Source organism: Streptomyces humi, assembly GCF_001005085.2.
In the GTDB taxonomy this organism is placed as follows: domain Bacteria; phylum Actinomycetota; class Actinomycetes; order Streptomycetales; family Streptomycetaceae; genus Streptomyces; species Streptomyces humi.
Map to the genome: position 1 here is coordinate 39,898 of NZ_LBMU02000106.1, position 12,342 is coordinate 52,239.

Annotated in this window: 14 protein-coding genes; 7 read left to right on the forward strand and 7 right to left on the reverse strand. The window is 68.8% G+C overall.

The window, feature by feature from the left end:
• Positions 1 to 49 precede the first annotated feature (49 nt).
• The 3 genes from AAW13_RS39210 to AAW13_RS39220 form a co-directional block, all read right to left on the reverse strand.
• Positions 50 to 715 (reverse strand): nitroreductase, encoded by a 666-nt coding sequence (locus AAW13_RS39210; RefSeq protein WP_046732466.1) that lies wholly within the window; start codon positions 713 to 715, stop codon positions 50 to 52.
• A gap of 369 nt (positions 716 to 1,084) precedes the next feature.
• The gene (locus AAW13_RS39215; RefSeq protein ID WP_052768695.1) at positions 1,085 to 1,486 is read right to left on the reverse strand and encodes a winged helix-turn-helix transcriptional regulator; all 402 of its coding nucleotides are present in this window, start codon (positions 1,484 to 1,486) and stop codon (positions 1,085 to 1,087) included.
• A gap of 316 nt (positions 1,487 to 1,802) precedes the next feature.
• Complete coding sequence (locus tag AAW13_RS39220) at positions 1,803 to 2,984, reverse strand: ABC transporter permease (RefSeq protein ID WP_143145075.1); 1,182 nt, start codon at positions 2,982 to 2,984, stop codon at positions 1,803 to 1,805.
• A 161-nt stretch (positions 2,985 to 3,145) separates the two neighbouring features.
• On the opposite strand from AAW13_RS39220, the gene AAW13_RS39225 reads away from it, so the two are divergent.
• Positions 3,146 to 3,751: a TetR/AcrR family transcriptional regulator gene (locus tag AAW13_RS39225; RefSeq protein ID WP_046732465.1), complete on the forward strand. Its 606-nt coding sequence runs from the start codon at positions 3,146 to 3,148 to the stop codon at positions 3,749 to 3,751.
• A 537-nt stretch (positions 3,752 to 4,288) separates the two neighbouring features.
• Here the strand turns inward: AAW13_RS39225 and AAW13_RS39230 are convergent.
• Genes AAW13_RS39230 through AAW13_RS39245 form a run of 4 tightly spaced genes read right to left on the reverse strand, consistent with a single transcriptional unit; the run spans position 4,289 to position 6,998 of the window.
• The gene (locus tag AAW13_RS39230) at positions 4,289 to 5,224 is read right to left on the reverse strand and encodes an NADP-dependent oxidoreductase (protein ID WP_046732464.1); all 936 of its coding nucleotides are present in this window, start codon (positions 5,222 to 5,224) and stop codon (positions 4,289 to 4,291) included.
• Positions 5,221 to 5,532, reverse strand: a complete 312-nt coding sequence (locus AAW13_RS46495; protein WP_046732463.1) for a cation:proton antiporter domain-containing protein — start codon at positions 5,530 to 5,532, stop codon at positions 5,221 to 5,223. Before AAW13_RS46495 ends, AAW13_RS39230 begins: the two co-directional genes overlap by 4 nt.
• A 43-nt stretch (positions 5,533 to 5,575) precedes the next feature.
• Positions 5,576 to 5,950, reverse strand: a complete 375-nt coding sequence (locus AAW13_RS39240; protein ID WP_046732462.1) for a DUF2255 family protein — start codon at positions 5,948 to 5,950, stop codon at positions 5,576 to 5,578.
• Positions 5,951 to 5,981: 31 nt separating this feature from the next.
• The gene (locus tag AAW13_RS39245; protein WP_046732477.1) at positions 5,982 to 6,998 is read right to left on the reverse strand and encodes a zinc-dependent alcohol dehydrogenase family protein; all 1,017 of its coding nucleotides are present in this window, start codon (positions 6,996 to 6,998) and stop codon (positions 5,982 to 5,984) included.
• Between the two features lie 160 nt (positions 6,999 to 7,158).
• Between AAW13_RS39245 and AAW13_RS39250 the strand changes: the two genes are divergently transcribed.
• The 6 genes from AAW13_RS39250 (at position 7,159) to AAW13_RS39275 (ending at position 12,338) form a co-directional block, all read left to right on the forward strand.
• Complete coding sequence (locus AAW13_RS39250; protein WP_046732461.1) at positions 7,159 to 8,016, forward strand: helix-turn-helix transcriptional regulator; 858 nt, start codon at positions 7,159 to 7,161, stop codon at positions 8,014 to 8,016.
• Between the two features lie 194 nt (positions 8,017 to 8,210).
• The gene (locus AAW13_RS39255) at positions 8,211 to 8,600 is read left to right on the forward strand and encodes a nuclear transport factor 2 family protein (protein WP_052768693.1); all 390 of its coding nucleotides are present in this window, start codon (positions 8,211 to 8,213) and stop codon (positions 8,598 to 8,600) included.
• A gap of 27 nt (positions 8,601 to 8,627) precedes the next feature.
• A complete protein-coding gene (locus tag AAW13_RS39260; RefSeq protein ID WP_046732460.1) occupies positions 8,628 to 9,329 on the forward strand; it encodes a type 1 glutamine amidotransferase domain-containing protein in 702 nt (233 codons plus the stop codon).
• A gap of 39 nt (positions 9,330 to 9,368) precedes the next feature.
• A complete protein-coding gene (locus tag AAW13_RS39265) occupies positions 9,369 to 9,707 on the forward strand; it encodes a MoaF-related domain-containing protein (RefSeq protein WP_052768692.1) in 339 nt (112 codons plus the stop codon).
• Positions 9,708 to 9,806: 99 nt separating this feature from the next.
• Positions 9,807 to 10,682: a helix-turn-helix transcriptional regulator gene (locus AAW13_RS39270; protein ID WP_046732459.1), complete on the forward strand. Its 876-nt coding sequence runs from the start codon at positions 9,807 to 9,809 to the stop codon at positions 10,680 to 10,682.
• 225 nt (positions 10,683 to 10,907) lie between these two features.
• Positions 10,908 to 12,338 carry an MFS transporter gene (locus AAW13_RS39275; protein ID WP_046732458.1) on the forward strand — a complete coding sequence of 477 codons (1,431 nt, stop codon included), beginning with the start codon at positions 10,908 to 10,910 and terminating at the stop codon, positions 12,336 to 12,338.
• Positions 12,339 to 12,342: the final 4 nt, after the last annotated feature.

Genomic DNA, 12,342 nt, shown 5'->3' on the forward strand with positions numbered 1-12,342 from the left:
ACCATGTCCCGCCCTCCTGACGGCCCTTCTGCCCTTGGGCGGACCCGGGCTAGCCATCGACGAACGTGACCGTCTCGTCGAGTGGCGCTCGGCCTGTACGGGTGGAGGGCACGGCGGCGTCTTCGAATCCGATCGACATGCCGCAGAAGAGGATGAGGTCGTCCGGGGGCGACAGGACCTCCGCCACGGTCTTGCGATACACGGACCACGCCATCTGCGGGCAACTGTGCAGGCCTTCGGCGCGGAGCAGCAGCATCACGGTCTGTAGGAACATGCCCACGTCGGACCACTGGGGCCGGCCCAGATCGCGGTCGATGTAGCAGAACAGGGCGGCGGGCGCGCCGAAGCAACTCCAGTTCCCGACCGCGGCCCGCTGGCGCGCCTGCCAGTCCTCGCGTGCGATGCCGAGTGCGCTGTAGCGCTCCGCACCGAAGGCGGACCGGCGCTCGCGGTACGGGGACTTCAGCGTGGCCGGGTACATCTCGTACTCCCGCTCGTCCCAGGGATCGCATGCGGTCACGCGCCCGCCGGCGAACTCCTTGAGTTCGGCCAGCGGTCGGCCGGTCAGCACGTAGACGTGCCAGGGCTGGAGATTCGACCCGGACGGTGCCCAAGCCGCAGCGGACAGCACCCGCTCCAGTACCTCCCTCGGGACAGGCCGGTCGAGGAATCCACGCACGGCCCGTCGGCTTGTGACTGCCTCGTAGACGTCCAAGATGACCAGTCTCCCTCGTCTGCCCTACAGGCTTGTCCGTTGACAATCAGTGGACTACAAAATTGGATGATATGTGCTGATTAGCCCGAATGGGAATGGTGGCGGAGCCTGCCGAGTGGGCCGACCAGGCCGAGTGCATTGCTCGACTGCCTCGACATCGGCATCACGCGGCCTGTCGATGCCTACGCCCGTGATCCCGGCCCGCCGCTTCCGCGTGCTCGGTCGGAACCCGCGGACGAGAGCAGAGCCACCGGCGATCCTCACTCTGCGGCAGTCGAGAACGGTGCTCCGTTCCGTCCCGGTGCCGGCCGTTCGCCGGCCGGGGCATGTGTTCAGCTCCAGCCACTTTCCACGGCGCGGAAAGGGAGGTCAGCGGCCTGGCCCGGCCGTTTGGTCCGATGGTGACGAGCCGCTCGCCGGGAGATGGTCCTCCGCCCACAGGAACAAGATGGCCAGGGGGATGAGAAAGGCTTTGCCGTGCGGAGACAGTGTGTAACTGGTGCGCGACTCCAGCCTGGGCCGCACGTCTTGGGTGACCAGGTCGATCTCGGTCAGTTCCCGGAGGCGTCGGGCGAGCATGGGCTCGCTGACGCCGGGGACGCGCTCGCGAATCTGTGCGAAGTCGGCCGGTCCTTTGGCCAGGGCCATGAGGATCAGGCCGTTCCAACGTCTGCTGAGCAGGGCGAAGGCCCGAGTGATGGCCGGAGAGGTGTCGGTCGACTGCGGATGTTCGGACCGGCGTGCCGGCTGGGGGTGTTGTGGGGTGGTCATGGTGTGTGTCCGCTCCGGTACGGCGTGAGGGATCGCGGTTCGACACCTCGTGCAGTACTCGTGATCGTGTGCGTGTCAGGTACCGGCACGTGTGTCCGCCGGGCCGCACGCCTGAGTGGCGGTGCGGCCCCGTGGAGGGGCGCACCCTTCGCGATGTCGGCTCGTACAGCGGGCCGTGCCCTCGATGTGCTGCTTGTGCGCGTCGGCAACCAGGACCGCGAGGAGCAGCTGCGCGTCAGCGCGTCGTTCGCCGTCGATACAGGGCAGGAAGTCCAGGGTGGCCCAGAGCCTGATCGCCCGCACCAAACGCCCGGCATCAGCCGTCACTCTCATCGCGGCGGGCGTGGGCGTGTGCGTGACGCCGAACCGGCAAGGTGGCGCCGGGCCCCGGCAAGGTGGCGCCGGAGCCCGGCAAGGCCGGGAGCAGTTCTCCGGAAGCCGTCGCACTGGTCTTCTTGCCGCGGGCTTCCCCGGTGACCCAGTGGCCGAACATGACCGCTGTGATGCCGCAGACGCTCCACAGGACCAGGACGGCGAGGTGGCCGGCGCCGGCGCTGCCGTGGAAGTACGTGGTGTCGCGAAGCAGGCTGGCTCCGGCACCGGGAGGCAGCCACTGGCCGACGTGGTTCACGCCGTCGGGAAGCATCTCCGGTGCGGAGGTGGCGCCGGAGAAGGCGTTCCCGACGAAGACCATGAGCGCGGCGCTGAGCCCGAGACCCACCGGCCCGAGGAGCCGGATCACGCCGGCGGCGGTGGCGCTGACGGAGAGCAGGACGAGCGACAGGATCGCCCAGGTGGCCACGTGATCGTGGGGCAAAGCCCCGAGGAAACCCTGGGCCACGAGATAGATGCCGAGGGCGGCGACGGCGCAGGCGACGAGCAGTGTCAGCACGCGGTGCCGTGGGCGGGCCAGACCGCGAGCCATCGTGACGAAGGCCCCGATCAGGATGCCGCAGATCGTGAGCGGGAAGACCGACGAGCTGAACACCGCGCCCCGGGGGTCCTCGGTGGCGACGGGCACCACGTCGACCGCCTTCATGAGGATCTTCACCGAGGACTCGGCCCCGGCGACTCCCAGCTGGGCGGCCGCCCGCTTGCGGGCCTTGGCCGGGGAGTGCGCACCGGCGGCCTTCTGCTGGGCAGCCCTTTGCAGGGTGATCTGCCGGGTGGCCTTGTCGGCCAGTTGTTGTCCGACATCGGTCAGAAGCTGGGCCACGGTGGGGCTGGCGGCGGTGGCCTTCAGGACGGTGACGCCGTGGCCGGAGACGGCGAAGGCGCCGTAGACGTCCCGGTTCTTGATCGCGGATCGCGCGGCCTGCTGGTCGGGATAGAGGTGGAAGTCGAACGCGCCGGGCTTCGCGCGGGTCAGTCCCTCCACCGCGTGCTGGCTGGCCGGCCCGGCGCCCACGATCCCGACCGGGACGTCGCGCGGCGAGATCCGCCCCGCCGGCCAGGCGAACGCCATCACCGCCAGAGTGATCACTATGGGCAGCGCCACGGCGGCAATGGCCACTTCCCGCCATGCCCGGCGTCCAGACAAGGGGTTCCTCACAGCCCGACCTCTCGTAAAAGGGAACGATCGTTTTATTGGCCTCAGTCTGGATCGCCGAGTCGACCGCCGTCAACAAGAACGTTCGTTTTCTTTGTTAGGCTGGCCTCATGCCCAAGGTCACCCAGCAGCACATGGACGCCCGCCGCAAGCAGATCCTGGACGCGGCGCGCCGTTGTTTCCTCCGCGACGGTTTCCACTCCACGTCCATGCAGGACCTGTTCGCCGAGGCGCAGTTGTCCGCAGGTGCGGTGTACCGGTACTTCACCAGCAAGGACGAGATGATCCTCGCGATCGCCGAGGAGAACATGCGCGATGTTCTCGACATCACGGTCGCCGTCGCCACGAACAGGCAGGGCCGGTCCATGGGGGAGGTCATGGCGGAACTGCTCGACGTGATCCGGGTCAAGGCCGTCGAGGAAGACGTGGCCGGCCTCGCGGTTCTGGTCTGGGGCGAGGCCATGCGCAATCGCTCACTGGCGCACGAGCTCGACCAGCTCATGGGCGGCATACGCGCCAATCTCGTCACCTTGGTCCGCGAACACCAGGAAGACGGCGGCCTGCCCACGAACGTGACAGCCGAGGCGATCGCCTCGACGATGCTCTCCGTCCTTCCCGGCTACATCCTCCAGGTGGCCCTGTTCGATCCGGCTGTCGTGGCCGAGGTGCCCGAGGCGGTGCGGGCGTTGTGGCCGGCGCCGGCCGGTGAGCGCTGAGCGGCGATGGTCGACTCCGCCGCCTCGAACGGCAGGCCGCCCGGCCCGAGCGGCGGCCCGGCGGGCATGACCGCGGGCACGGGGTCGTAGACGGCGTACAGACAACCGGCGCCGACGGCGTCACCGGGCATCGCGTCGTGTCCGACGACACCGGCCCCGGACTCGTCACCGCTCTCTCCCGAAGGGTGGGTCACCATGTCGTCGAGGTGGGTGTGGGGCTTGTCGGGCCTCAGGCCGATGTCCGCGAGGGTGGTACCGCCGTCCGTGGCGGGCCCATGGTGACAGAGGCACCGATGCCGTGCCCCGCGACGTCGCCGCCGACCGGCAGCGGAGCCCGGAGGCCGTCACTGGCGAGAGGGTCTTGCTGACCACTCCTGCCAGGGAATCACCGGTTGCCCTGTGTGTGGGTGGCTCGCTGACGTGCCACTGCCAGTTGTCACCCACACCGACGAGTTCCTCATCAGCCTGGTAATCCCCGGCTATGACGGGGGAGCCCCCGCCCTTGACGGGCGGCTGTGGCGGGTTGCTCACATGCGCTCAGAAAGCGAGGACCACTCGCCCTCGCATGCCGCCTGTCTCCACCAACCGGTGTGCTTCAGCGGCCTGTTCGGCCGGCAAGGTCCGTGCGACACGCAGGGTCAGTCGGCCTTCCTCCGCCAAGTGGCGGAGTCGCTCCAGCTTGGCGTGTTCGCGTGCGTACTGCGGCACGAACGTGTGCTGGACGGTGATTCCGCGCTCCTCGGCAACTTCGACTCCGCCGGCCGATGACACCACCCGGCCGCCGTCGTGCACCGTGTGGATGGCGAAGCCGGCAACCCCAGCCGTGTCGACGAGCCCGTCGACGCCGTCGGGCACCTCCTTGCGCACCAGTTCGGGGAAGTCGGTGCCACGCGGCAGTACGACGTCGGCGCCGAAGTCCCGTACCAGCTGCTCGTCCTTGGGCGCAGCGTCGGCGATCACCCGGAACCCGTCCGCCTTGGCCAGCTGTACGACGTACCCACCGACGGCACCGGCCGCTCCGGTGACGGCGATGGTGGCGCCGACCGGGAGTTCGAGCAGGTCCAGTGCCATGCGGGCCGTCAGACCGTTCATAGGCAGTGTCGCGGCCTCCAGATGAGTCGCGCCCGCCGGTGCGCGAACCACCGACTCGGCGGGCACGACGAGGTGCTCCGCATACGCGCCGTGCGTCCCGGACACGACCGCGACGGCCATGACCCGGTCGCCGACCCGGAGGTCGGTCTGCACCGCCTTGCCCATCTGCTCGATCACGCCGGCCGCGTCCATGCCTGGGACGTAGGGCGGCTCGGCGTCGGACACGAAGGCGATGCCCCTGCGCACCAGCACGTCGACCGGATTGACTGCTGCCGCGTGCACCCGGACACGTATCTCGCCCGGCCCGGGCTCAGGAACGGGGAGCTCCAGGACGCGCAGCACTTCGGGTCCGCCGAATTCGGTCAGTCCTATGGCTTTCATGGAAGACAGCACTCCTGCTGATCTTGGGCGTACGAGGTACTACGGGTACGTAGGCGGTGAACGGGATTGGCTGTGGTGCGGATCTCCCGTAGTGAGGTGGTCAGGCTCTCCCAGTACAGGAGTACCGGCAGGAACAGCAACAACACCACCTCTGGCGGCAGTTGGGCCTGCCGTACCTGCGGGATGAAGCCCAGGAGCACACCGACGGTGAGCAGTACGACGGGTGGGGCGATGCCGAGCCGGCGGCCGACGGCGTTGCCCACCAGCACGGCCACGCCCAAGAGCACGACGAGTTCGAGACCGAGCAAGGTGTTTCTCCTGGAGGGGAGTGACGGGGCGAGTGAGGTGAGGTCAGCCGACGGGGACGAGCTTGAGCGTGGTGTCCCGTGCCGCAAGCAGCGGATCGACGTAACGCGCGCCGTACCGGCTGTACTTGGCGCGATAAGCGGCGTCGATACGGTCATTGACCTCGGCATCCGTGACCCCGACGAAGGTGACGTCCTTGACCACGCCACCGGAGCGGATGCGGCCCTCACGGGTTGACCGGGCCGCCCGGTACCAGGCACCGGCGCTGCCCCGGAAGGAGCGGACGTAGAGGTCGTCACCCTCGCGGACAACCCAGATGGGCAGGGGATCGCGCGGCGTTCCGTCGCTGAGCAGCGGGGAGATCCGCAGTTCCTCGGCGCGTTCGATCCGGGTCAGTTCGTGGTTGGCCCACGTGGCCATCGGGTACCTCCTTCGAAGGCGTGGTGCTGGGTCAGGGGGTGAGGAGGGTTTTGACGGCGCGGCGTTCGTCCATGGCCTTGTAGCCTTCGGCGACCTGGTCGAGGGGGAGGGTGAGGTCGAAGACCTTGCCGGGGTTGATGCGGCCGGTCAGGACGCGGTCGATGAGGTCGGGCAGGTAGGCACGGACCGGGGCGGGGCCGCCGCGCAGGCCGACGTGGGAGAAGAACAGTTCCTGGCCGTCGACGGCGACGTCGTGGGGAACACCGACGAAGCCGACGTTGCCGCCGGGACGGGTGGAGGCGATGGCCTGCTGCATGGACTCCTTGGTGCCCACGCACTCCAGCACACTGTCCGCGCCCACCCCGTCGGTGAGGTCCTTGATCCGGGCGATGCCGTCCGCGCCGCGTTCGGCGACGACGTCGGTGGCACCGAACGCGACCGCGAGCTTCTGCCGGCTCTCGTGGCGGGACATGGCGATGATCCGCTCGGCGCCCAGTTCCTTCGCGGCGATCACCCCGCACAGGCCGACCGCGCCGTCGCCCACCACGACAGCGGTCGAGCCGGGCTCGACTTCGGCGGCCTTCGCGGCCCACCAGCCGGTGCCCATCACGTCGGAGAGGGCCAGCAGGCTGGGCAGGAACTCCTCGGCGGGCAGGTCGTCGGTGGCGACCAGGGTGCCGTGGGCGTTGGGGATGCGCACGTACTCGGCCTGGCAGGTCGACATGAACTCACGGTGCACACACGAGGACTGATACCCGGCCCGGCAGTGGGGGCAGGTGTTGTCGGAGGTGGCGAAGGAGCCGATGACGAACTGGCCCGGCTTGACGTTCGTGACCTCGGATCCGACCTCCTCCACGATCCCGACGTACTCATGCCCCATCGGCGTCGGCCCGGTGACCGGATCGGTGCCCCGGTAGGCCCACAGGTCCGAGCCGCACACGCACGTGACCACCGTCCGGATGACCGCATCCGTCGGCCGGAGAATCCGCGGATCCGCCCGCTCCTCGAAACGAACATCACCAGGGCCGTACAACACAGTTCCACGCATGTTCATTCTCCCGCTTCAGGAATTCTGCCGACGGCCGAATTTCAGGCCTGGGAATTCGGGCAGATCTCCTCACGAAGCAGAGTTCCAGCTCGGACGGGCGCTATCCAGGGACAGAACTCTCCTACCCTGTTGGCTTGCCGCCGGTGCGAGACTCGGGAGCATGACCAACGGCGCACATCTCAAGGAGCTGGGTGAATTCCTCAGGGCCCGTCGGGCCGAGCTCAGCCCGCGCACGGTCGGACTGCCCGACCCCGACGGGCGGCGGCGCGTGGTCGGGCTGCGCCGCGAGGAGGTGGCCGTGCTCGCTTCCGTCAGCATCCGCCATTACACCCGCTTGGAGCAGGGCCGCATCGCCCCCTCCATCTCCCTGCTGAGCGCCCTGGTCCGCGCCCTGCGGCTGGACGACGACCAGCGAGACCATTTGTTCGGGCTGGTCGGACGAGAGGCCAACCTGCCGCGACGGCGGGCCGCACAGAAGGCGCAGCCCCAGTTGCGCACCGTCCTGGACGACCTCACCGTCACCCCCGCCATGATCCTGGGCAGAAACCTGGACGTCCTGGCGTGGAACCCCATGGCCACTGCCCTGTTCGGCGTCGACTTCACGCGGGTCCCCGAGCGGCAGCGCAACTACATCCGTCAGCTGTTCACGGATCCGAAGATGAGGACGCTGTACGCGGACTGGGAAAGCTCTGCCCGCAACGCCATCGCTCTCCTGCGGCGGTGTGCCGCGGCCCGTCCTGACGACCTGGGGCTGACAACCCTCGTGGGTGAGCTGTCGGTGCAGGACGAGCAGTTCTGCCGGTGGTGGGGCGGGCGCCAGATCGCTCCCCGCACCAGTGGCAGGAAAGTGTTCCACCACCCGGTTGCCGGCGAACTCGCCCTCGACTGGGACGTCCTCGGATGTGAGGCCGACCCCGACCAACGGCTGGTCGTCTGGATCGCCGAACCGCACTCACGCTCCCGTGACGGCCTGCGCTTCCTCTCCTCATGGGTAGGAAAAGAGCCGAGTGCGGATTAGCGTGGACGTCTGAAATCAGCAGGAATCTGCCAGGGATGAATCCTTCCTACCTTCGTACTTGAATTCCGTGCGACGATTCCGGCGTGGGTTCCGACGGGCCTTTGTTGCGGAGCAACGAATTCCTTTCCTTCGCAGGCCTCACTTCTGACGGGTTCCCATTCCGTGTAACGGTCATATCTCCGAGGAGCGCCCTCATGTCCGATTCCCCCGACCTCGCTCTCGTCCGCCGGCTCTACGACTCCGGCATGGCCCCGGACGTGATCGCCGAGGTCATCGACCCCGACATCGTCTGGGACATCACTCCCGGCTTCCCCTATGGGGGTGTCTACACGACCTGGGCGAGCGCCGGCGCCGACTTCTTCGGCCGGCTCGCGCCCAACTTCTCCTCCTTCGGCGCGGTCGCCGAGGAGTTCTACGAAGCCGGTGAGCACGTCTTCGTCCGAGGCCACTACCACGCCGTGTCCAAGTCCGGGCAGGAGTCGGACGCGCGGTTCATCCACCTGTGGACGGTCGCCGGCGGCAAGCTCACCCACCTGATCCAGGCAGCCGACAGCCACGTCGTCCAGCAGGCCGCGAACGGCTGATCGCACTCACTCCAGGAGAACAACCCCATGGTGAAGATCCTCTTCCTCATCACCGCCGCTGACCACTGGACCCTGGCCGACGGGTTCAAGCAGCCCGCCGGCTTCTGGGCCGAGGAGGCCATCGGTCCGTACGGCGTCTTCAAGGAAGCCGGCTACGAGATCGGCGCGGCCACCCCCGGCGGCGTACCGCCGACCGCCGACGCCCTCAGCCTGACCCCGGACTTCAACGGCGGTCCTGAAGGCGCGGAGCGCATGAAGACCGCCCTGCGCGAGGCCACCGAACTGGCGAACCCGGTCCGTATCGAGGACGTCGAGATCGACGACTACGACGCCGTCTTCGTTCCCGGCGGCTGGGGACCGATGGAGGACCTCTCCGACGACCCGGCGGCCGGCAAGCTGCTCAGCGACTGGCTCGCGTCCGGCAAGATCGTGTCGCTGGTGTGCCACGGCCCGGCCGCGCTGCTGTCGACGGTGGATTCCGACGGCGACTCCTCGTTCGCCGGCTACCGCCTCACCGGTCTGTCCAACTCCGAGGAGATCCAGAACGGCCTCGCCGACCGCGCGAAGTGGCTGCTCCAGGACCGTCTCGTCGCGGACGTGGGCGCGGACTACCGCGAGGGCGGGGAGAACTTCGCCCCCCACATCGAGGTGGATCGCACCCTCATCACCGGCCAGAACCCCGCCTCGGCCGTTCCGCTGGCCCACGAGGTCGTCAAGGCCCTCGGCTGACACTCCCCGCCGTAGCACTCACAGAAAGAGGTAGTACCGATGGACAGCAACGCGACGCTTCCCAGCGTGGGACAGACCTGGCTGGCGGACCTCGGTCCGGACACGCCGCTCGGCCACTTCACGGTGGAGATCACCTTCGACTCGGCGACCCAGGTCAGCTTCGAGGTGACGAGCGGTGCCATCGAGGGCCGGAAGCAGACGATGGAGTACACCACCACCCAGCTCCGCGACGGCCTGTTCGTCGTGCGCTGGACCGAGCCCGACGCCGGTGACCACGTCACCCACATCGAGGACTACACGGAGGGGACCTGCATGGCCAGTTCCGTCGTCGGCGGCCAGTTCGTCCAGCTCCACGGGACGTGGACCCGCGTCCGCTGACCGGGGGCGGGCGGACAGCCGCGTCAACCTGGCGGTGGGGACTTCCAGGGACAGAACTCTCCCCCTGACAACGCCGCTACCGGGTGCCAGGCTGAGGGCATGAACAGCGATCCTCACCGCCATGACCTGGGAGAATTCCTCAAGGCCCGTCGTGCCGAGCTCGACCCGGTCGCCGTCGGCCTGCCCGACGGCGGCAAGCGGCGCGTGTCGGGCCTGCGCCGTGAGGAGGTCGCGGTGCTGGCCGCCATCAGCACCGACTACTACGCCCGCCTGGAGCAGGGCCGTATCCAGCCGTCCCCGTCGGTCTTGGATTCCCTGGCCCGGGTGCTGCGCCTGGACGACGACCAGCGCGCCTATCTGTGCGAGCTGGCGGACCGGAGCGAGTACCGGCCGGCGGCGGCCCGCCGCAGGCCGCGTCCGAAGACCCAGGTGCAGCTTCAGCGCATGATCGACGACATGGCGCACACCCCGGCGTTCGTGATCGGTCCGCGTACCGAGGTCGTCGCCTGGAACGCGATGGGCGCGGCCCTGATCACGGACTTCGGGCTGATCCCCGAGAAGCAGCGCTACTACATCAGGCTGCTCATCACCGACCCGGCGATGAAGGAGCTGTACGCGGACTGGGACGGCGTCACCCGCCTGGCCATCGCCCAGATGCGCATGCACAACGCGAACAACCCCGGTGACGTGCAACTGGCCGCACTGGTGGGCGAACTCTCGGTCCGGGACGACCAGTTCCGCCAGTGGTGGGCCGCGCACGACGTGGCCGTACGGGACACCGGGACCAAGCACCTGCGCCATCCGGTCGTCGGTGACCTGCACCTCGACTGGAACGCCGTCACCTGGGCCGCCGACCCCGACCTCCAGATCATCGTCTGGACCGCCGAAGCGGGCACGCCCACGTACGACAGCCTGCGCATGCTGGCCTCCTGGGCGGCTGACCCGAGTCATCTGCGCAGCGGCAGTTCCGCCTGACCGTCCTCCGGGGCTGTTCCCTGTCAGAGGGGGAGTCTCTTGTCCTACGCAGCGCACGCGTAGGAAGAGGCTCTCCCTTCTTCATGTACGGCACTCCTGGCACGCTCATCACGAGGCCGACCGCGACGTGAGCTCCCGCTCCCCGGTCGGGCCGACCTGCGACCGGTTCCTCAGCGCCGAGGCGTCCACCGGCCCGCTCAGTCGCCAGGAAAGAGATCCATCCGCATGTCCCTCACCGAGTCCCGACCCGGGACGCCGCTTCCGCCTGCCGCCGAGCCGCGCTGGACCGCCCGCCTGTGGGCCGTCCTCGCCGTGCTGTGCCTGGTGCTCTTCCTTGACGGCCTCGACGTCTCCATGGTCGGCATCGCACTGCCCTCCATCGGCCACGACCTCGGCCTGGCCACCGGCTCGCTTCAGTGGATCGTCAACGGCTATGTCCTCGGTTACGGCGGCCTGATGCTGCTCGGCGGCCGCACCGCGGACCTCCTGGGCCGCCGCCGGGTCTTCCTCGCGGCTCTGGGCGTCTTCGCCGCGGCCTCGCTGCTGGGCGGGCTCGTCGACGACGGCACGCTGCTGATCGCCACGCGCTTCGTCAAGGGTGTGGCCGCGGCGTTCACCGCGCCCGCAGGGTTGTCCATCCTCACCACGACCTTCCGAGAGGGCCCGCAGCGCAACCGGGCGCTGTCCGTCTTCAGCCTCTTCGGCGCCCTGGGCTACTCCTCGGGCCTGATCCTGGGCGGCCTGCTCACCGGGATCGGCTGGCGCTGGACGTTCTTCATGCCCGTGCCCCTAGCGCTGCTCGCTCTGGTCGCCGGCCTGATCCTGATCCCGCGCGACCGACGGACCGAGTCCGGTGGTCAGGACCCGGCCGGCGCGGTCACCCTCACCGTCGGCATGCTGCTCGCCGTGTACGCCGTGGTCACCGCCCCCGATAAGGGATGGACCTCCCTGCCGACGCTCGCCACCTTCGGTGCGGCCGTCGTCCTGCTGCTCGCCTTCGTCCTGATCGAGCGGCGGGTCCGCCACCCCCTCGTCCGCTTCGGCATCCTGCGTCAAGCGACCACGGTGCGGGCCAACCTCAGCATGGTCGCGCTGATGGGCTCCTACCTCAGCTTCCAGTTCATGATGACGCTGTTCCTCCAGGACGGGCGCGGCTGGTCGCCGCTGCGGATGGCCCTCGCGCTGCTGCCCGTCGGACTGATCGTCGCCATCGGCTCACCGCTCGCCGGACGGCTCGTCAACCGCTTCGGCACCGCACCCCTGATCGTCACCGCGATGATCTCGATGACGCTCGGCTATGTCTGGTTCCTGGTCTCGGCCGGCTCCTCACCCGACTACCTGCTGAGCATGTTCCCGTCCCTGGTACTCCTCGGCGGCGGCTTCGCCTTCGGCTACGGCGCGATCATGGCCCAGGCCACCGAAGGCATCGACGACTCCGAGCAGGGCCTCGCCTCCGGCCTGGTACAGACCTCCGGCCAGGTCGGCGGCGCCCTCGTCCTCGCCGTACTCACCGCCGTACTCACCGGAACGGGCGACAGCGGTGCCGACTTCACCGCCTACAGTCCCGGACTGAACCTGGTCACCGGCGTTGCGACGATCGGACTCCTCCTGAATCTGGTCCCCTTGCTGCGCCCTCGACCCGCTGCCAGGTTCTAGGTGT